This window comes from Candidatus Viridilinea mediisalina (assembly GCF_002532535.1).
GTDB lineage: Bacteria > Chloroflexota > Chloroflexia > Chloroflexales > Chloroflexaceae > Viridilinea > Viridilinea mediisalina.
Genome location: NZ_NQWI01000021.1, coordinates 24,275 through 44,020, shown reverse-complemented (window position 1 = coordinate 44,020; position 19,746 = coordinate 24,275). Strand labels below are relative to the sequence as shown.

Genomic DNA, 19,746 nt, shown 5'->3' with positions numbered 1-19,746 from the left:
GCGTTCCTTTGGGATGATTTCAAACCACATTCCCTAGTTTCCTATTTCCTCGTTTCTGTTTCCTACACTATAAGGAGCATCACTCATGGCGAGCCCACAAGTCCCCTTTGGTGCTTTGGTGCGCCAAGCCGCCGCGCTCGGTGAGGAACTGAACGAAACCTTGCTGCGCGTGGCCGCCGGGGGCTGGTATGTCTTGGGTGAAGAACTGCGCCACTTCGAGGCTGAGTTTGCGGCCTACTGTGGCACTGCCCATTGCGTTGGGGTGGCCAGTGGTTTTGATGCGCTCTACCTGGCTCTCGTGGCCCTCGACATTGGCCCCGGTGATGAGGTGATTACCGTGGCTAATGCCTGTGTCTACCAGGCGGCGGCAATCCTGCAGGCGGGTGCACGCCCCGTCTTTGTGGATGTTGAACCCCAGACCCACAATCTTGATCCGGCTTTGCTTGAAGCGGCAATTACGCCTCAGACCAAGGCGATCCTGCCGGTACACCTCTACGGGCGTTTGGCCGATATGCCCGCCATTTATAGCGTGGCTCGCGCCCACGGCCTTGCGCTGATCGAAGATGCGGCCCAGGCCCACGGGGCTTGGGCCGATGCCGCCGAACATCCCCGCCGCGCTGGGGCTTGGGGCGATGTGGCATGCTTTAGCTTTTACCCCTCGAAAAACTTGGGCGCGTTGGGTGATGCCGGGGCGCTCACGACCGACGATGTGGCTCTGGCTGAACGTTTGCGCGCGTTGCGTATGTATGGCTGGGGCGAGAAGTATATCACCAGCCAGGCGGGAGGGCGCAATTCGCGCCTTGACGAAATCCAAGCGGCTGTGCTGCGCCTCAAACTGCGCCACCTTGATGCCTGGAATGAGGCGCGGGTGGAACGGGCTGGCTGGTACAACGAGCTACTCGCCGGACTACCCCTCACTCTGCCTGCCGATGAACCTGGGCATGTCTACCACCTCTTTGTGGTCAGTAGTGAACAGCGCGATAGCCTGCACCAGCACCTGCGCACCGCCGGGATCGGGTGCGACATCCACTATCCCCTGCCGACCCACCTGCAGCCCGCCTACCAGCAGCTTGGCTACCAGCCGGGCGCGCTGCCCGTGACCGAACGCCTCGCCAGCCAAATTCTCTCATTGCCACTCTACCCCGAATTGAGCCGCGAGGAGCTTGAGCTCGTGGCTGAGGCTGTGCGTGGGGCGTTTGTCTGAAATCGAACTAAGAGGCTGTCTGAAACGTCTATGGGCACGCGCTGGAGTGCCGGCTTTAGCCGGCTAAAGCCGGCACTCCAGCGTGTGCCCCCTGCTTTTCAGATAGCTTCTAAGATTCCGCCGCCGCAACCCCACATAGAGCGCCGCGAGCACTCGGCCATCACGGTAGGCCAGTTGGGCCAAGAGGGTGTAGCAGTCTGCGGCTGCCTGCAAGGCTGCATCGGGTGGCTCATGGCTGTGTGGCCGCAGCAGGTGGCCTTTGAGCCATGTGATCAACTCGTGGCCTAGTGCCCAGAGTATGCGCCCACGCTGCACCTCGAGTGGGTAGCCTACGCGCGCAACCGCATTGCTGAGGTGGGTACGACAAGCTTTGGCTTGGCCTGTATCATGGCACGCCAACGCCAACTGTCGCTCCCAGTGCGCATACGTTGCTGGCGCGAACGCAGTGGGCGCTTGGCTCGCTAATGCTAATACCTGCTCGAAGAGCCGCTTGGCTTCGCTGGCAGCACCGGCATGCAGGGCGGCACTGCCCGCTGCGACCAAGTGGGGAATGGCGCGCAATGCTTGCCCCGCCTGACGCCAGTGGTGCGCTATCTGAATCGGTAGCACCGACTCAGCATGTTCCTCCGCCTCGTAGCGCTCGGCAAGCTGTTGGTGCAGTTGCCGCCGTTGGCCAAAACTCATGAGGTTGTAGGCCACATCGCAACCTACCACATGTTTGAAGCCATAGATGAGGGTTGGCTCAAATGCCTCAATCACCACCAGCCCGGATTGTTGCATGGCAAAAAGTTGGGCGACCAGTGGCTCTGGTTCCTCTTCCACCGGGTGGATGGCTACCAACGTATTCAGGGTGAAGCTGGTGCCGATCACACTCGCTACCTTCAGGGTCAATTGTTGCGCCGCCGTGAGACGATCAATGCGGCTCATGATCAGCCCCTCAACCGTGTCGGGCAGATGTTGCTGCTGCAATTCGCCCAGGTTGCTGGGGTTGAACTGGCAGACTCCGTTATGCACCTCAATGACCCCTTGCTCTTGCAGGGCGCTCAGCAGTTCTTCGCCTACAAAGGGGTTGCCTTGGGCGCGGGGCACAATCAGTTCCGCCAAAGCTTCCGGCAGATCTGCCACCCCCAAGCGGCGAGCGAGCAATTGGCTGATCTCTGTGGGCGTGAGGCCGCGCAGTTGCAGGCGTCTGCTGTTGGCCCAGTAGGCCAGTTGTTGGAACACAAGCGGAGGTTTTGTCATTGGGCGTGTTGCTACGAGACAAAGCAGCCTTGGTATGCCGCTGAGGGTTGCCTGCAATAAGCTCCACGAAGCGGGATCGAACCATTGGGCGTCATCGAAGATCAGCAGCAGAGGAGCGCGGGCCGCCGCATAGCTCAACAGGCGCACCAACAGATCGAGGGTCTGTTCGGCGCGCGTTTGCCCAACCAGCGTTGCGGTGCGCGGCGTCTCTGGCAGGCTCATGGGCATAACCGCTGCGAGCAAAGGTGCAAACTCAGCCAACTCAAGGTCTTCGAGCAGCAGTAATGCCCGCCGCGCCAACTCACGGGCAATCTGCTCCGCCTTGTCCGCCGCGCCCTCGGTGCGGCCATTGCCGCTCACTGATTGATCGTCTTCCCCCGCCAGGAGCGCAAGCAGATCGGCATAGATCGCGCACCAAGGGTGGTAGGGCGGCAGATCAAGCGGACTGCCGCTGCTACTCAGTACCAACAGATCATCGTGTTGGGCCAAGCTGCGGGCGACATTGAGCAGCGTAGATTTGCCGATCCCCGCCTCACCCTCAAGGATCAAGAGGCCGCCGCTGCCCTGTTCGCGGAGACGCGCAATCTGGGTGGCAAGCAGTTGGCACTCTTGGGTGCGTCCAATCAACGCCTGTTCTGGAACGAACAGCGGCACTTTGGCCGCTTCGGGCAAGGGGCTAAAGATTGGCACGGGCGTCGCAAAGCCCTTGAGTGCGAGGGGGGGCAAGGGGGTAAAATTGAGCTGATGGCGCGTTGCTTGGAAGGTGCGCTCATCACAAAGGATCGCCATTGCCCCTCCCCGCTCTGCTGCCGCCTGCATCAAGCGCGCCGAACGGTTGACCATCGAGCCCATCATGGTATACTCGCGGCGCTTCGCACCTCCGACGGCACTACAGAGCGCTCGGCCCGTTGTGACGCCAATGGCAACACGACAACCTAAATCGTTGAGCGCCGCCCGAATTGCGAGGGCCACGCGCACGCCACGCTCCGCATCATCCTCATGGGAAACCGGCGGTAGCCCAAGGGCCGCTACCAGGGTTGGCCCCTTGGCATCGGCCCCCAAGCGGGTGATGCTGCCCTCGTAGCGGTAGAGCATCTGTTGCAAGCGGAAGAGCAGTGCTTGGGCCTGAGCCAGCGGCGTATCGGCATGCAGATCGAGCAGGCGCACAAAGAGTACTGTAATGCGTCGCTGTTCCGCCAACCAATCAGTCTGCCCCGCATCGGTATGGGCCAGAATCGCCTTGGGCACAAAGGCTCGCAGCGCATCAGCCATCGGTGGCACAATTGGCGGCAGGGCCAAGGCGCGCATCGGCAGGTAGTCGGTCAACCCATTAAGGCGCAGCGCACCCGAGGGTAACACTTCGCCAACACAGCCATCCTGAACTAAGCGCCAGGCCAATGGTGCCAGCACCACCTCGCCGGAACGCGCCTCTGCTTCCGCCTGGCCCGCCTGCTTCACCGCCTCCCCAGCAATCAGAAGTTCCCAGCGGCCAAAGACGCCCCCCAAGCGCATGGCCGTCACCTCACCCGCCCCAACGCCCACGCGTACCTTGAGTGGTGGGATGAGCTGATCATCATCGAGCGAAGCCCAGACGTCGGGGGCCATCATCATCTGCACGGCCAAGCCGCACTGCACCGCCCGTTGCGTCAGGATCGGCAACGGCTCATCGCCATACCAGAGCGCCAGCACGCCATCACCGGCAAACTTGACCACATCGCCACCGTGGCTCGTTACCACCGCCACCACATGGCCAAAATAGAGATCAAGGATGCGCGTCAACTCCTCGGCCCCCGCGAGGCTCTGGCGCGTCAGATGCTCAGTGAGCGCCGTAAAGCCCGAAAGATCGGCGAAGAGCAACGCAGCCGGAAAGCGCTCTCGTGTGGGCGCAAGGGTAGCACCGCCATCAGCGGCCATATGGCGGAGAATGAGGGCCGGGACGTAGCTCGCAAGCTCTTCAAGAGGAGCCAGGGTCGTCATAGCTATTGGCCCCACAAGCGCACAGGGATCTGGTTACTAGCGTAGATCAAAGATACTGCAACTTGGGTGCCACGTCAACGTTTCGTTGCAAGGTAATACCATTTACGATTGTAGATTGCCGATTGCAGATTGCCGATTGCCGAACATGGTGTTCCAATGGGCTTTAGCGTTCTTGATAATGCGGCATGTTCAAGGGTAATTGGTGTGACGTAGGCACTTTACCGTTTGCAAGGACGCGAGGACGCGAGGACGCAAAGCCTTCGCTTCTTCGCCTCACGCATTCTCGCAAGATGGTAAAGCGACCTTCCTCTGTGTCCTCTGTGCCTCTGTGGTTCAATCCTCTGTGTGCTCTCCCAGCACCCACGCCAGCCACTCAGCTTCCAAAGCCCCAAAGTCGCGCCCATAAACCCCCAGATAGTCGGCGGAAGCGGGGCTGTTCGCGCCGCTGACGTAGAGCATGTCGAAGCGTTCGCGCCCCTCATGTTCGATCAGAAATTCTACGAAGCTGGCCCATTGGTAGTAGAGTTGGTTCATGTCGCTGATCGGACGCCCAACATAGCTTGTCGCCAACGGCAGTGCTCGATCTTCAGCAACCCAAGGGCGCACGAAGCTGCGAAAATCTGCCGCGTCGCCCAACCAGTAACTGCCCGCCCCCCATGTGGCGATGCCCTCCATCAGGATCAGATCGGCCTCAAGATGGGCCGGGCCGTAGTGATCATGGCAGAGTTGATGCACAAACTCGTGGGCTGCAATGTTGACGACGCGCCCCATTGGGATGCTGGCACAGGTAAAGACCTGAACGGTTCGCATCTCGGTGTAGGCGATGCCGTGTAGTCCACAGCTTGGCGCATGCCCGATGTAGATGCTGATGGTGCCGAGCGCACTGCCGCCAAAGCGCTCGCTCACATAGGCCAAGGCGCGTTGCAGATCGGCATAGAGCCGTGCTTGTTCCTGCTGCTCAAAGAGCCCCTGGCTACTGCTGAGGATCAAGTGGTCATCGCCACGTACATCATAGTCGGCCCGCAGCACGGCTGGCGCAACCTCGCCGTACTGATTGCTCTCTACAGGCATGAAGTGGATCGTCGTCTGGCGCTCTTGGCCTAAAAACCAGACGGCGATGATCAGCAGTGCGACAACACTGATGGGCCGCAAGGCGGCGCGTGGGATTTTGGGCCAGAATACCATTTCAGATTGTAGATTGTAGATTGTAGATTGTAGATTGTAGATTGCCGAACATGGCGTCTCAATGGGCTTTCGCGTGCTTGATGATGCGGCATGTTCAAAGGTAACTTGGGATAAGATCATTCAACGAGTACCACGTAACTGGCGCGCTCTTGGGTGTGGGGGGTTGTTGGCACAAGCACCAAGACGGCCCGTTCATCGGGTTGCAACTGCGCCTCTGCGCTTCCATCGGCAGCAACCTCCAAGTTCTCAACCTGCATCAGCCCATTGGCAGGTCTACGCACAAGGCGCACCTCCCACTGTTGTGGCAGTTCACCACTGACCCGCACGAAGCCATCGGCAGCCCAACCCGCTGCGTCGCTCTCCGCATCATCAAGAAAGTCCAACTCCGGGATAGCGATGTTATCGAGCATAATACCCGCACCTTCAAGCGCCTGATCATTGATCTGCCAGAAGCGCAGCAGAATCTCTTGACCTACGTAGGGCGTCAAATCCATGCGCTCTTCCACCCAAATGCCGCGCACATGGTCGTCCAGGTCGGCCCCTGGATGCCCGCTGATGCCCGTAATCCCAAAGCCATAATTGACCCCCTGCGGATCATAGTCGGTCGTCAAGGTGCCCGGCAGGGTCTCCCAGGTCAGACCATCATCGGTCGAGACGCTCACAAAGGCGTAGTCATAATCCAACTCAATCTCATACCATGCATCAAATTGCAAGGTCGCACGCTCAAGCTCGCGCAGGTCAAAGGCCCCGGTGAGCGTTGCAACACTATCGTCGCCATAGAAACTCCACCATGCAGACTGCCCCAGGGGTTGCGCCCCAACCAGTGGGACGAGGCTGGCCCCCTCAAAGCTGACATGGCTGGCGTTGTTGGGCAACTCCATGTAGGCAGCGCCAAATTGCGCTAGGCTACCCGGATGTCGTCCGAGCGCAACAGGCACCGGGCGGATGCGTTGCGTCAGCAGGTTGGGCAGTTCATGGCCGGTCGCATAGGTATAGCGCCCATCGCCCACCTCGGGGTCATCAATCAGGTTCGCCACCGCCCAATTGGCCACAAGCGTACCAAACGACTGAATATCGGGATGGGTCTGGGCAGCCAACGTAACGAAAGCCTCCAAGTTTTTACCAGCATTGGCACGGATCAGCGGGCGAATTTGCGCTTCACCCGCATACTGAGCGTAAATATAGCGCATAAAGAGGTGCGCCGCCCCATAGTGGCCCCCCGAACGCCCAGGGCCACTGCGCCAACTGGTGAGTTGTACGTCAGGGTTGGCGAGGTAGAGCAACGGGAAGCTGTGGTGGACATAGCCATTCAAGTCCGAAGCGAGCTGCGAGGCGCCCTCATTGAACCAGATCGCGCTACCGGGCTGCTCGTGCTGATGAATCATATGCTGGAATTCATGGGCCAACACATCCAAATACTTGGGATCTTCAAACGGCATAAGCGCAATATTCATAAAGAACATCTCGCGCTCATTGCTATAGCGATTGACTTGGCGCGGCAGCGAATCTTGAGAAGAATAGTAGCCCAAGACGCGCCCACTTGGATCGCGTGCGTTCAAAATGGTAATCCGCAGATCGCCATCAACCCCCGGTTGCGCCTCCGAGCCAAAGATCTCACGCGTGCGCGGATAGATCTCCTGCTCAAAGTGCTGCGCCGCCCACTCCAGGGCCGCTTGGTTGAAACTCAAGCCCTCTTCGACATACATCAGCACCACCGGCCCCGCGTAGTGCAACTGGGCGTTAAGCTCAAAATTGGTATTATCGTCAAAATTCGTCACAAAAAAGGGCCGCGTATAGCCAACCTCCACATCCAGCGGCGTCTCGCGCGCAACCGTGGGGCACTCATCGGGCGCAGGGCGACAACTACCAAGAGCCCGCGCAAGCTCCACCTGGTCGCGCAGAGGCCGGGCATGGGCATCAAGCCGGGCCAACAGGTCTGCGGGGTTAGCAGCGGGCGGCGTAGCGGTTGGAGTTGAGGCTGGCAGCGCTGTCGGTAGCGGCTCAAACGCAAACAAAGGCAGCGTAGGCGTAGGCTCAAGCAGGGCGGTTGCGTCACCCAATGTGGGCGTAAGCGTCGCTTGTGGTTCAGCGCTACTGAAAGATGTGCATGCACTGAGCAACAGGGTCAATAGTGCAACAATAAGGACGAGTTTCAGTTTCATAGCATCATTGTACCCCGTTCTTATACCATTTACGATTGTAGAATTGCAGATTGCAGATTGCAGATTACCGAACATGGCGTCCCAATGGGCGTTAGCGTTCTTGATAATGCGCCATATTCAAGGGTGATTGGTATCATTCAACGTGCGCTCGATTACCAGCATATTGCCCGCCGCCACACAGAGTGGCAGCGCAAAGAGGTTAACGAGCGGGATCGAGACCAAGCTAAAGGCGATGATCCCAAAGCTAAGACTGCTTGGCATTGTCTGGCGAATGGTCGCCAACTTCTGCCGAAAACTGAAGTAGCGTCGTTCTTGGGGGCCATCAAAAAAATCGAGGCAGGAGATCGTAGCACCAATCAGCATCCCTGCGGCAGCGTGCAGAAACGGCCCGCCCAAAGGCAGCAGCAGCAGCAAGAGCGACATGATCCAGAGCGTAAGACCCAAGCCCAACTTTTTGAACTCAAAGAGCAACGCCCGCCAGAGATCATAGGCAATCCGGCGCAACGAAAACGGCGTATCCACCGGCTCCTTGCCCATCATAAGCGCCTCCAACTCCTCCGAGAGTTGGCTATACCAAGGCGAACCAAGCACCACCCCAAAGCGCACAATCAGAAAAGCGACCGCAACCGCCAGCAGGATTGCCGTTACCGCCCCGAGCAGCCAGAGCACCACCCCAGCCCATGCAGCACTATCGGCAAGCCACGCCTGCAACATGCGCCACAACGTGAAATAGACCCCCACATAGATCACGAGGCCCACCACAAGATTGAGGCCAATCGGGATCAATACAAAATTCCAGAGCCGTGGTGTGCGCCGCAACAGACCCAACGCCCGCCACGGGTAGCCTAGTCCAGCAAATAGATCGCGCATGCTTTTCCTTAGGGGCTGTCTGAAAAGTCTATGAACTGACGTTGGAACACCAGTTTCAGCCGACTAATACCTATTACCCTTGAACATTCCGCATCATCAAGAATGCGAAAGCCCATTGGGACGCCATATTCGGCAATCTGCAATCTACAATCGTAAATGGTATAATGCGGCTTGGCGCAACGCAGAGTCGCCCACCCCACCCCACCCCACCTACATACCATACCACACTCGTGACCGGCATGTCTGGATAGATGGCGGCAAGCCGCGTCCGGTACTCAAGCATACGAATCGGCATCGAGCGGTCGCTACCGCGGACAACAACCTCGCGGAGCGGAGCATTTGTCCGCTAAGGATTGACACAAGGTGTCGATTCTGCTATAATCGCGTGAGCGCAGGGCGGTAACCCCGCTCTCTTTTCATGTTCCGAGGAGAAGCGACGTGTACGCTATTATTCGTGATCGCGGCATGCAGTACCGCGTTGAGCAGGGCCAAATCCTCAAGATTGATCTGATTGAGCAGGCTGAAGCTGGCAGTGAGATTGAGTTGGGTGAAGTGCTGCTCGTAGGCGATGGGGAGTCGGTCAAGGTTGGTGCGCCGCTGGTGAGCGGGGCGAAGGTGCGGGCTGAGGTGCTCGGCGAGCAGAAGGGCGAAAAAATTATCGTCTTCCGCTACCGCAATAAGAAGCGCTACCGCCGCCGCACGGGTCACCGCCAGCGCTATACGCAGATTAAAATTCATGAGATTGTAGTGTGAATTGTGAGAACAAATGAACAGGTGAACGGCTGAACAAGTCAACCAGTCTGTTCATAGACTAGGGTTAGAGGAAAGATCATGGCACATAAAAAGGGTGTTGGTAGCTCGCGCAATGGACGCGATAGCAAGCCAAAGATGCGCGGGGTGAAGGCCTACGGTGGCGAGCGTGTTGTCCCCGGCAATATTATTGTTCGTCAGACCGGCACGAAGATCAAGCCGGGCAAGAATGTCGGCTTGGGCCGCGATTATACGATCTATGCGATGATCGAGGGCGTGGTGAAGTTCCAGCCCTATTCGCGTAGCCAGAAGATGGTCAGTGTGGTTCCGCTCGAGCAGCCCATCGCTTCAGCGGAATAAGAGGAGTTTACGGTGAAGCAGGGCATCCACCCCCAGTATAATATGGACGGGATTGTCTGCACGACATGTGGCACCCGTTGGCAGATTGGTACGACCCGTACCAATCTACGTGTTGAGATCTGCTCCAATTGCCATCCCTTCTACACGGGTGAGCAGCGTATTGTTGATACCGCTGGTCAGGTTGATCGCTTTATGAAGCGCCTCAGTGCTTCTCAGGATCGCCAAGCGGCGCTTGAGAAGCAGCGCACGGCCAAGAGCCAGCCTGAGCCGAAGAAGAGCCTCTTGAAGGAACTCTACGGCGAGGATGCGTAGGAAACGCGAACAAGCAAACGGGGCGGGGTGCAAGCATTGCACCCCGCCCCGTTTGCTTTTCGGTGAGGGAGGCGAGAGGCGAGAGGCGAGAGGCGAGAGTGCCATCGCCTCTCGCCTCCTCGCCTCCCCCATCCTCACAACACAAACGAGATCACAACCATGCCGACAAGCAGCAGACTGCTGACAAGCGCAATCATGCGTAGGTCGCGTCGCACGTCGGCGTAGTCGCGGGAGTAGTCGCGCGGTTCAACTGGGCGAGCGGGCTGGGTGTAGGCCAGGGCCGGAGTTGGTTTGGCTGCTGTCCCGCTACCCAAGCTGCGGATTGGTTTGCGGCGCTGGCCGCGTGATGATGGTGCTGGCATTGTTTTGCTCTTTAATGCTGTAATGTCATCTGGGTGATAGGATACCGCAGGTTGGCCCTAACGTAAAGCTTTCGCTCCCTCAATTGCCCCCAAGAGCAGCACCCCCAGGCCGATGCAGAGCAGCAGATCAAACAGGGTGAGCGCCTGCATGCCCAGGAAGATGCTCAATGGCGTGTAGATGGCCAATAACTGTAGCCCTACCACGAGTACAATGATGCCCCACATCACCCGGTTCGAGAAGATGCCGATGCTCCAGAGTGAAGCACTAGTTGAGCGGGTGCCTAAGGCTTGAAAGACCTGCAAAAAGGCTAAACTCGTTACCATGACCGTCTGCCATTGGCTCAAGCCTTGCCAATAGTACCAGCCACCCGCTCCAAGACTCAAGAGGCCAATCACCATGCCCACCCAGATCGTCTGCCAAGCCATGCCCCCGGCGAAGATGCCGTCGCTGGGCCGGTGCGGGGGGCGTTGCATCACGCTGCGCTCGGCTGGCTCGAAGCCCATGCTCAAGCCCAACAGCCCGTCGGTCATCAGGTTGAGCCAGAGTAACTGCAAGGGCAAGAGCGCGACCATCGTTGTGCTGGGTAGTCCACTCAGACTGATGAGGAGCGGCCAGAGGAGCATGACCGCCACTTTGCCGATGTTGCCCGCCACGGCAAACTTGACGAAACGGCGCAGATTGTCATAAATCACGCGCCCCTCTTCTACGGCAGCGACAATCGTGGTAAAGTTGTCATCACGCAACACCATGTCCGATGCTTCGCGGGCCACATCGGTACCCGTAATGCCCATGGCAACGCCAATATCTGCCTGTTTCAGTGCGGGCGCATCATTGACCCCGTCGCCCGTCATGGCCACCACATGACCTTGGCTACGCAGGGCCGCGACAATCTTGAGCTTGTGTTCGGGACTCACGCGCGCAAACACGTTGCTGTGGGCCACCAGTTCCGGCAGGGCCGCATTGCCCGCCTGATCCAACTCTGCTCCCGTCACCACCATGCTATCTTGGGTAATCCCCAGTTCGCGGGCGATATAGCTTGCGGTAAGCGGATGGTCGCCGGTGATCATGAGCGGACGAATCCCCGCTGTGCGGCATGTCGCCACCGCTGCGGCCACCTCTGGGCGTGGTGGATCGATCATGGCCACGAGGCCCAGAAAGATCAACTCGCGTTCAACCAATTCTGTAGCGGTCTCGGTGGGTAGAGGCCGAAAAGCTATGCCGAGTACACGCATGCCATTGCTCGCTAGGGCACTATTTTCAGCCAGAATCTTTGCTCGCCACGCCTCATCGAGGACTTCAGCCTGGCCATGCACCCACACTTGGCTGGTCACTTCGAGCAGCCCATCCACCGCACCTTTGGTGAGTGCAAGCAACTCAGCAGCAGGCATAAAGCTAGTCTGGCCCCAAACTTGGGCCAAGCGTTGATCAAGCGCCGCCCCCCCTCGTGCATGCAGCGTGGTCATACGTTTGCGTTCGCTATCAAATGGCAACTCGCTAACGCGGGGCAAGGCTTGCTGCAACTCAGCTTTCAGCAGCCCAGCATTGGCTGCTGCTACCAGCAAGGCCCCCTCCGTCGGATCGCCGAGGATGCGATAAGCGCCCGAATCGGACGTGGGCTGCAATTCGGCATCGTTGCAGAGTACTCCAGCCGCTAAAAGCAGCCCCTGCTCGTGATCAGCCAGGCCGTTAGGCTGCGCCACCATGGTGCCTGTCGTAACCAAGCGCGTCACCGTCATGCGATTCTCGGTGAGCGTGCCGGTCTTATCGGAGCAGATGATCGTCACAGAGCCGAGGGTCTCAACGGCGGGTAGCTTGCGGATCAGCGCTTGACGGCGTAGCATCCGCTGGCCGCCCAGCGCCAGTGTAAAGGTGACGACGGCAGGCAGTCCTTCAGGAATCACGGCTACGGCCACCGAGATGGCGGTGAGGAGCATGGCGCCCAGGCTTTCGCCCATGACTAAGCCCAGCCCCAAGATCAGCAGGGCAACCACAATACCGGCAACGGCAAGCTGCTTACCGACACGATCAAGGCGCTGTTGGAGTGGCGTAGGGGCATGGCTGACCTGCTGCAACATGGTCGCAATCTTGCCCAATTCGGTCTGCATGCCTGTGGCGACCACCACAGCCCGACCACGGCCATAGCTCACGGTGGTGCCCAGGTAGCCCATATTGCGCCGTTCGGCCAAGGGGACAGCTTGCTGGGCTAGGGCTTCGCTCTGCTTACTGATCGGCAGCGACTCACCAGTTAGTGCAGCCTCTTGGATGCGTAGATTGACACTCTCGATGATACGGAGATCCGCAGGCACAAGATTACCCGCCTCGAGCAGGATGACATCACCGGGCACCAAGTCGCGGGCCGAAAGCTCGCCCAACTGCCCATTGCGATAGGCCCGCACATGGGGCACGCTCAAGCGCTTCAGGGCGGCAATCGCCCGTTCAGCCCGATACTCCTGAAAGAAGCCTAGCAGCGCAAAGAGGCCCACAATCGCAAAGATCGCCCCCGCCTCGAGCTGTTTATCGAGAAAAAGCGAAAGCAGGGCTGCTGCCAGCAGAATCAGCACCATGACATTGGTAAACTGCTCAAGCAACATGAGCAGGGGGCGGCGCGTCTGCTGCTCATGCAGTTCATTCAAGCCACATTGGGCCCGTCGCTCTGCCGCTACTGTGTCACTCAAGCCGTCACTGGTTGTCGTCAAGGCCGCAAGGGTTGTGGGCACATCCTCATGATGCCAAGCCGTTAGCGGCGCAGCAGGAAGCGGGCGGGGCGCAGTCGGCCCGCCGTCAACTATCGGTTGCATGATCAAACCTCCCCAGAGATGGCCTCGGCCACACAAAACGAGACCATCACGACGTAACATACGACGCGATGGTCTCGCCTATCGTGTGACCACGATCTGAACGCCGGGCCATAAGGCCGTGCTGACGACGTTCAGCTCCGCAGATGCGGTTGGCTACTCCCCAGGGAGGGATCGTGTGGCATCCCTCACAGCTTCAGTATAGCACTTGGGCACTGTGTTGTGAATGAGCGCATGGTGAGAGGTTTGCCAAATCCGATAGCTGAAAGCCGAGCATGGTATCTCAATACGCTAGATTGTCATTGGGCATGCGGCATGCTCAATGGTAATTGGTATTATTCTACCAACGCGGCATTTGCTTCAGTCTCGTCCTGAGCCGCATCACCAGCGCCATTGATCTGGTGGCGCGAGCGCATGCGCAACTCCTCATTTTCGGTGTCTACGATGATGACATCTCCCGATCGGAATTTGCCCTCAAGCAAACCTTCGGCCAGGGGGTCTTCGATCAGATTGGTGATAATGCGCCGCAGCGGACGCGCACCAAAGGCCGGGTCGTAGCCGCGCCGTGCCAGAATATCGAGGGCATCCTGCTCAACCTCCAAGCTCATCTGATGCTCGTCCAGTTGCACCTGGACACGTCGCAGCATAAAGCTCGTGATGCGCTGGATCTCTTCGGTGGTGAGTGGGTGGAAGATAATGTTGGCATCAATGCGGTTGAGGAATTCGGGGCGGAAGAGCGCCTTGAGGGCGTCATCCACCTTGCGCCGCATATCGCCTTGGTCAATCTCATCGGCGTTGCTGCCAAAGCCAATGCGACTAGCGCGTCGAATATGCTCGGTGCCCACATTGGAGGTCATAATGATGATCGTGTTGCGGAAATCAACCTTACGCCCCTTGCCATCGGTGAGGTTCCCGTCCTCCAGCACCTGGAGCAGCAGATTGAAAGCATCGGGGTGAGCCTTTTCAATCTCGTCGAAGAGGACGACACTGTAGGGTTTACGGCGCACCGCATCGGTAAGCTGCCCGCCCTCGCCGTAGCCGACATAGCCTGGCGGCGAGCCGACCAAGCGCGAGGTGGTGTGGCGCTCTTGGAACTCCGACATATCAATCTTGATCAGGCTCTCTTCCGAGCCAAACATGAACTCGGCCAAAGTCTTGGCCAACTCAGTCTTACCGACGCCGGTTGGCCCCAGGAAGATGAAGCTCCCAATCGGGCGTTTGGGGTCTTTCAGACCGGCGCGGGCGCGACGTACCGCCTTCGAGATCGTCACAATCGCCTCTTGCTGACCGACCACGCGGTTATGCAGGAAATTCTCCATCTGCATGAGGCGCATCGTCTCATCGCCCTTGAGCCGCGTGACTGGAATACCAGTCCACATGCCGACCACTTCAGCGATGTCCTCATCGGTGACATAGGGGCGTTCAGCGACCCGTTCAACCCCACCGGCTTCAGCAATCTCGGCTTCAATCGAGGTGATGCGATTCTGCATGCGCTCTTCGCGTTCACGCAGATCGTTCGCCAGATCGAACTGCTTATCCTCAATAGCGGCCTCACGCTCTTTGCGCAGCGCCTCAAGGCCACGCAGGGCATCGCGCAGTTGAGGCGGCGTGGCACTGCGGTACATGCGTACCCGGCTGGCGGCCTCATCAATCAGATCGATGGCCTTATCGGGCAGTTGGCGGTCGGGCACATAGCGCGCCGAGAGGGCGGCAGCGGCTTTAATCGCCTCATCGGAGATCTGCAGTTGGTGGAAGTCCTCATAGCGCGACTTGATCCCGCGCAGAATGAGGACGGTATCATCAAGGTTTGGCTCGTCCACCATCACAGGTTGGAAGCGCCGCTCAAGGGCCGCATCGCGCTCGATGTACTTGCGGTACTCATCGAGCGTAGTAGCTCCAATTGTCTGGAGTTCACCACGCGAAAGGGCCGGCTTGAGGATATTGGCCGCATCAAGGGTACCTTCGGCCCCACCGGCCCCAATAATGGTATGGAACTCATCAATGAAGAGGATGCAGCGCGTCTCTTTAATCTCATCAATCACCCGCTTGAGGCGTTCCTCAAACTGGCCGCGATACTTGGTACCGGCGACGAGCGCACCCATATCGAGGGTAACGACCCGTTTACCCTTGATGCTATCGGGCACATCGCCCTGAATAATGCGTTGGGCCAAACCTTCGACAATAGCGGTCTTGCCAACCCCCGGCTCACCAATAAGGGCCGGATTATTCTTGGTGCGGCGCGAAAGAATCTGGATGACGCGCTCGATCTCGTGCTGCCGGCCAATGATCGGATCGAGCCGACCGCCTTCAGCCATCTCAGTGAGATCAGTACCAAGGGCGTCCAGGTAGGGCGTCTTGGACTGGCGCTGGGCTGCGGATTGGCCGGTCGTACCGGAACGTTGCTCGACGCTACCGGCGGTACCGTGGCGCAGCACACGCATCACCTGGTTCCGCACCTGTTCGAGCGAAACATTCATAATATCGAGGACGCCCGTAGCGACGCCTTCGCCATTACGCACCAAGCCAAGCAACAGATGCTCGGTACCGATATAGTGATGATTGAGGCGGCTCGCCTCCTCAATCGCATACTTAATCACCTTCTGGGCACGCGCCGTCAACTCTTGGTCAGTCATGGGTGAACCTTCACCCTTACCAACAATAAACTCAACCGCGCTGCGGGCCTGGGCCAGTTTGACACCGAGATCATCGAGGACGCGAGCAGCAATGCCCTCACTCTCACGGATCAGCCCCAACAGAATATGTTCGGTGCCAATATAGGGATGATTAAACGAGCGCGCCTCTTCATGGGCAAGTTGAAGCACCTGCTTGGCTCGCCGTGTAAATTTACTATAGAGGTCAGACATTTAAGCTTCTCCATTCGGATCGGCGGGCACATCACCTTCATCTTCACCTTCGGCGTCATCGCGATTAAGACGCAGACTGAGGCCCATGCGCTTACGTGCCGGATCAATGCGAATAATGCGTGCTTGGATGGGCATCCCCTCACTCACAACCTCTTTGGGATGCTGGATGCGTTCATCACCCATCTCAGAAATATGGATGAGTCCCTCGATCCCATCTTCAATCCGTGCGAAGGCACCAAAGGATGCCAACTGGGTAATCGTCCCTTCGACAATCTGCCCAAGCTGGTATCGTTCACCCGCACGCGTCCATGGTTCACGCTGGGTACGTTTAATCGAAAGCGCAATCCGCTTACGATCTTGGTCAATGCTGAGGATCGCCACCTCAACCTTATCGCCGACCTTGAGTACCTCAGCGGGATGCTTCACACGGCTCCAAGAGATTTCTGAGAGATGAACCAGTCCATCAGCACCGCCAATATCTACAAAGGCGCCGAAATCACAGACTGAGCTAATGACCCCGGTGCGGACATCGCCCTCACTGAGGTTAATCAGCAACTCATCCTTTTTGCTCTCGCGCGACTCTTGAACGGCTTGCCGTTCAGAGAGGATGAGCCGGTTACGATTGCGGTTAATCTCGATGACCTTGAGTTGCAGATCGGTATTGACCATACGGGCCATATCGGACTGCTTCTGCGTATCGGGGCCGCGGCTAATGCCGGTCACCTGGGAGGCAGGGACAAAGCCACGGACGCCATCAAGATTCACAAGCAGGCCACCCTTGTTGTAATTCACCACGCGGGCGCTAATCACATCACCCGATTCGTGGGCAGCCTGAAGCAGGCGCCAACTACGCTCTTGGCGCGCTTTGTCCACCGAGAGGATCGCACGGCCCTCTTTGTCCTCAGACTGGACAACAAAGACCAAGATCGTGTCGCCGACTTGCAATGCGGCGCGATCTTCTGGCGCGAGGGACTGCATCTCACGTGCAGGCACGACCCCTTCAGCCTTTGCACCAACATCAACCAATAGCTCATCGCGATCAACGCGCATAATCTTGCCATCGGCTGTATCGCCATACTTAAGGTTGCGATAGTCGTGTGCGGGGTCGCTGAGGAATTGCTCCATCAGTGCGCGCTCCTCCTCCTCAAAGGAAGCGCCATACTCATCGTGGTCAGGCGGCGGAGTGGTCGCGTTCGGATCGTCAGCGGTCCTCATCAGTTCTTCCATGCGTCGGCCTTGCACAGAGCGACGGATCTCAGGGGACAAACAGGACTAGTGATACTACACTCTTTTGCATTATACGCCGCGCTAGAACAAAGCGCAAGGGTAGGCATTATTCTTCACGCAGGATATAGCCTGCGCCGCGTACCGTCTGGATGAGGCGTGGTTCGCCATTGGCTTCCAATTTTTGGCGCAGGTAGCGCACATAGACCTCAATAATATTACTCTCGCCGCCAAAGTCATAGCCCCAGACGCGGTCGTAGATCACCTCGCGGGTGAGCACTTGGTTGGGGTGGCGCATAAAGAGTTCAAGCAGGTCATATTCTTTGGTGGTGAGTTCAACGCGGCGCTCACCAACGCGCAACTCGCGGGCGGCGGTGTCGAGGTGCAGCTTGCTAAAGTGGAGGACATCGTGGGCTTGGCTGGCTTGGCGGCGGCGCAACTGCACCCGGATACGGGCCAACAGTTCCTCGAAGGCAAAGGGCTTGACGAGGTAATCATCGGCCCCATGTTCAAGGCCACGCACGCGGTCGGCAACGGCATCGCGGGCGGTAAGCATAATAATAGGCACTTCTGAAGCAGCACGGAGCCGTCCGGCCACCTCAAAGCCATCAAGTCCGGGCAGCATGAGGTCGAGGATCACCAGATCGAAGGCTTGCTCGCGGGCAGCGGCGAGACCTGCGTGACCATCGTTGGCCACCGTTACCTGAAAGCCTTCGAGTACCAGCCCACGCCGCAGATAATTGGCAATCTCAGGTTCGTCTTCAATAATCAGCAGGTGTTGCACTGTCATGTTTTTACTTGTACCCACGCCTAAGAGTCTGTCTGAAAAGTCTATGGTTTGGCGCTGGAGTGCCGGCTTCAGCCGGCTAAAGCCGGCACTCCAGCGTGTGCCACGGAGCATGGTATGGCACTGACACTCTTTTCAGACAGACTTTAAAAGCGAAGCACGCGAAACGCTTCTGCGAAGGGCGTACCGGCCTTGATGCCATACTCAGCGTCCCATTGGCGGATCCATTCCGCATCCTTTTCCGTAACTTGTGATTGGTGGCAGAGCAGGGCTTTGACTTTACGCTCCATAAAGGCGGTAATATCAACATAGGTGTCGGGGTGGAGCGTCAAGGTCATATAGAGTTCTTGGACATGGTGTGGTTCTAGCCCCTCATCGAGGAGTTCTGGAAAGATGGGGCGCGTCTCGGCGCTGGGGAAGACGGCATAAATAGCGGCCTCACCAGCGGCGCGGTGGTCGGGGTGGTTGATATAGCTCCCACCCACAAAGACGGTGGTCGGGTCTTGACACACCACCCGTTGGGGGCGCACACTGCGGATCAAGCGCGTCAATTCACGGCGCAACTCAAGGGCGGGCTGAAGCACACCATCGCGATAGCCGAGGAAGCGCACATCGCTGACCCCCAGAGTGGCGGCGGCAGCACTCTGTTCAGCGCGGCGGGTTGTGGCGAGCGCCTCAAGGTCGGCGTCTGGCGCATTCGTACCGGCGGCGCCATCGGTGATCACACAGTAGACAACGTGGTGCCCCTCGCGCATCCAACGGGCCACTGAACCGGCCACACCAAACTCAATATCATCGGGGTGGGCGGCAATCACCAGGATTGTCATTGAATCGGTGGTTTCGTGTTGCATGCTGCATAGTGTACACGAGAGGTGGGGGGCTGTCTAGAGTTGTGGCTAGAATCAAAGCGGGGGGCCAGATGGCCCCCCGTATACCAAGATCGCGCTCGTGGCGATCAGAAGCCCGCTTCGCGTTCGCGGCACTTGCCACGGCTGATGGCGCAGACGCCACTGGCCGAGCAGCGTGGGCAGCTCTCGCGCATAACCATCGGTGCTTCGCCACCTACGACTCCGATCGATCGAGATCGAGGGCCAAGAGGCGTTGCATGGTGATGGCCCGTAACCCGGCTAAGGCTTGATCAACGCGCCGGAGTTGAGCATCACCAACGTTACCAGTGACCGTGATGGTATCGAGGGCCAGCACGAGATCAACCACTGCTTTGTCGAGCGCCCCACAACCCAAGGTTGAGAGATCGAGGGCCACACGGCGGGCCAAAGCCGCAAAGCTCTGGATGGTCGCCGGGCTCCACGAACCGACGGCAATCGATTCCCAAGCCATAGCAATAGAGCGGAAGGCTTCAGTAACTTTATAGACTTCATCGAGTCGGTTGGGGGTGCTGTAGTAGTTTGGTGGATTCTGATACGAACGCTGCATCACAGACATGGCCGACCTCCTGTATGCTAACGAGGCGGCCACTCCGCCAAGAGCTACGTAACGTTTTGGCGGGTGGAATAGCAGCGCCATTGCTACTATCCCACCGCTCAGGTCTTAGCATAGCAGGAAAGGCGGGCGGATACACTCCGTAGTAATACGGAATGATCCTCTGTAGACATGCGGATAATTGCTTGACAATCCTGCGAGGATGCATGAG

Annotated in this window: 15 protein-coding genes; 4 read left to right on the top strand and 11 right to left on the bottom strand. The window is 58.4% G+C overall.

Annotation, left to right across the window (positions count from 1 at the left end; genetic code table 11):
* Window positions 1-85 precede the first annotated feature (85 nt).
* Window positions 86-1,204 carry a DegT/DnrJ/EryC1/StrS family aminotransferase gene (locus CJ255_RS07005; RefSeq protein WP_097643371.1) on the top strand — a complete coding sequence of 373 codons (1,119 nt, stop codon included), beginning with the start codon at window positions 86-88 and terminating at the stop codon, window positions 1,202-1,204.
* Between the two features lie 63 nt (window positions 1,205-1,267).
* On the opposite strand, the gene CJ255_RS07000 is transcribed toward CJ255_RS07005, so the two are convergent.
* The 4 genes from CJ255_RS07000 to CJ255_RS06985 all read right to left on the bottom strand — a co-directional run bounded on the left by CJ255_RS07000 (window position 1,268) and on the right by CJ255_RS06985 (window position 8,640).
* Window positions 1,268-4,423: an AAA family ATPase gene (locus CJ255_RS07000; RefSeq protein WP_097643370.1), complete on the bottom strand. Its 3,156-nt coding sequence runs from the start codon at window positions 4,421-4,423 to the stop codon at window positions 1,268-1,270.
* Window positions 4,424-4,756: 333 nt separating this feature from the next.
* Window positions 4,757-5,728 (bottom strand): hypothetical protein, encoded by a 972-nt coding sequence (locus CJ255_RS06995; protein ID WP_245863232.1) that lies wholly within the window; start codon window positions 5,726-5,728, stop codon window positions 4,757-4,759.
* Window positions 5,725-7,770 (bottom strand): M6 family metallopeptidase, encoded by a 2,046-nt coding sequence (locus tag CJ255_RS06990; RefSeq protein WP_097643369.1) that lies wholly within the window; start codon window positions 7,768-7,770, stop codon window positions 5,725-5,727. The genes CJ255_RS06995 and CJ255_RS06990 overlap by 4 nt, the downstream gene beginning before the upstream one ends.
* Window positions 7,771-7,887: 117 nt before the next feature.
* Complete coding sequence (locus tag CJ255_RS06985) at window positions 7,888-8,640, bottom strand: EI24 domain-containing protein (RefSeq protein WP_097643368.1); 753 nt, start codon at window positions 8,638-8,640, stop codon at window positions 7,888-7,890.
* 438 nt (window positions 8,641-9,078) lie between these two features.
* On the opposite strand from CJ255_RS06985, the gene rplU reads away from it, so the two are divergent.
* The 3 genes from rplU (at window position 9,079) to rpmE (ending at window position 10,062) form a co-directional block, all read left to right on the top strand.
* Window positions 9,079-9,393, top strand: a complete 315-nt coding sequence (gene rplU / locus CJ255_RS06980) for a 50S ribosomal protein L21 (RefSeq protein ID WP_097643367.1) — start codon at window positions 9,079-9,081, stop codon at window positions 9,391-9,393.
* 78 nt (window positions 9,394-9,471) lie between these two features.
* Complete coding sequence (gene rpmA, locus CJ255_RS06975) at window positions 9,472-9,750, top strand: 50S ribosomal protein L27 (protein WP_097643366.1); 279 nt, start codon at window positions 9,472-9,474, stop codon at window positions 9,748-9,750.
* A 12-nt stretch (window positions 9,751-9,762) separates the two neighbouring features.
* Window positions 9,763-10,062, top strand: a complete 300-nt coding sequence (gene rpmE, locus CJ255_RS06970) for a 50S ribosomal protein L31 (RefSeq protein WP_097643365.1) — start codon at window positions 9,763-9,765, stop codon at window positions 10,060-10,062.
* A 134-nt stretch (window positions 10,063-10,196) separates the two neighbouring features.
* Here the strand turns inward: rpmE and CJ255_RS06965 are convergent, their stop codons facing one another.
* The 7 genes from CJ255_RS06965 to CJ255_RS06935 all read right to left on the bottom strand — a co-directional run bounded on the left by CJ255_RS06965 (window position 10,197) and on the right by CJ255_RS06935 (window position 19,538).
* Window positions 10,197-10,424, bottom strand: coding sequence for a hypothetical protein (locus CJ255_RS06965; protein ID WP_097643364.1), 228 nt, complete (start codon window positions 10,422-10,424; stop codon window positions 10,197-10,199).
* A gap of 57 nt (window positions 10,425-10,481) precedes the next feature.
* Window positions 10,482-13,223, bottom strand: coding sequence for a cation-translocating P-type ATPase (locus CJ255_RS06960; RefSeq protein ID WP_097643363.1), 2,742 nt, complete (start codon window positions 13,221-13,223; stop codon window positions 10,482-10,484).
* 332 nt (window positions 13,224-13,555) lie between these two features.
* Window positions 13,556-16,084 (bottom strand): ATP-dependent Clp protease ATP-binding subunit, encoded by a 2,529-nt coding sequence (locus CJ255_RS06955; protein WP_097643362.1) that lies wholly within the window; start codon window positions 16,082-16,084, stop codon window positions 13,556-13,558.
* Complete coding sequence (gene rpsA, locus CJ255_RS06950; RefSeq protein WP_097643361.1) at window positions 16,085-17,299, bottom strand: 30S ribosomal protein S1; 1,215 nt, start codon at window positions 17,297-17,299, stop codon at window positions 16,085-16,087.
* Window positions 17,300-17,417: 118 nt separating this feature from the next.
* Entirely contained in the window at window positions 17,418-18,098 is a 681-nt protein-coding gene (locus CJ255_RS06945) for a response regulator transcription factor (protein ID WP_439100141.1), read from the bottom strand.
* Window positions 18,099-18,241: 143 nt separating this feature from the next.
* Window positions 18,242-18,946 carry a PIG-L deacetylase family protein gene (locus tag CJ255_RS06940; protein WP_097643360.1) on the bottom strand — a complete coding sequence of 235 codons (705 nt, stop codon included), beginning with the start codon at window positions 18,944-18,946 and terminating at the stop codon, window positions 18,242-18,244.
* A gap of 211 nt (window positions 18,947-19,157) precedes the next feature.
* Window positions 19,158-19,538 (bottom strand): hypothetical protein, encoded by a 381-nt coding sequence (locus CJ255_RS06935; RefSeq protein WP_097643359.1) that lies wholly within the window; start codon window positions 19,536-19,538, stop codon window positions 19,158-19,160.
* Window positions 19,539-19,746 lie beyond the last annotated feature (208 nt).

What these genes read in the sequence shown, in the direction of transcription:
- CJ255_RS07005 (WP_097643371.1), top strand. Translation starts at nt 86, where the DNA reads ATGGCGAGCCCACAAGTCCCCTTTGGTGCTTTGGTGCGCCAAGCCGCC.
- CJ255_RS07000 (WP_097643370.1), bottom strand. Translation starts at nt 4,423, where the DNA reads ATGACGACCCTGGCTCCTCTTGAAGAGCTTGCGAGCTACGTCCCGGCC.
- CJ255_RS06995 (WP_245863232.1), bottom strand. Translation starts at nt 5,728, where the DNA reads ATGATCTTATCCCAAGTTACCTTTGAACATGCCGCATCATCAAGCACG.
- CJ255_RS06990 (WP_097643369.1), bottom strand. Translation starts at nt 7,770, where the DNA reads ATGAAACTGAAACTCGTCCTTATTGTTGCACTATTGACCCTGTTGCTC.
- CJ255_RS06985 (WP_097643368.1), bottom strand. Translation starts at nt 8,640, where the DNA reads ATGCGCGATCTATTTGCTGGACTAGGCTACCCGTGGCGGGCGTTGGGT.
- rpmA (WP_097643366.1), top strand. Translation starts at nt 9,472, where the DNA reads ATGGCACATAAAAAGGGTGTTGGTAGCTCGCGCAATGGACGCGATAGC.
- CJ255_RS06965 (WP_097643364.1), bottom strand. Translation starts at nt 10,424, where the DNA reads ATGCCAGCACCATCATCACGCGGCCAGCGCCGCAAACCAATCCGCAGC.
- CJ255_RS06960 (WP_097643363.1), bottom strand. Translation starts at nt 13,223, where the DNA reads ATGCAACCGATAGTTGACGGCGGGCCGACTGCGCCCCGCCCGCTTCCT.
- CJ255_RS06955 (WP_097643362.1), bottom strand. Translation starts at nt 16,084, where the DNA reads ATGTCTGACCTCTATAGTAAATTTACACGGCGAGCCAAGCAGGTGCTT.
- rpsA (WP_097643361.1), bottom strand. Translation starts at nt 17,299, where the DNA reads ATGAGGACCGCTGACGATCCGAACGCGACCACTCCGCCGCCTGACCAC.
- CJ255_RS06945 (WP_439100141.1), bottom strand. Translation starts at nt 18,098, where the DNA reads ATGACAGTGCAACACCTGCTGATTATTGAAGACGAACCTGAGATTGCC.
- CJ255_RS06940 (WP_097643360.1), bottom strand. Translation starts at nt 18,946, where the DNA reads ATGCAACACGAAACCACCGATTCAATGACAATCCTGGTGATTGCCGCC.
- CJ255_RS06935 (WP_097643359.1), bottom strand. Translation starts at nt 19,538, where the DNA reads ATGTCTGTGATGCAGCGTTCGTATCAGAATCCACCAAACTACTACAGC.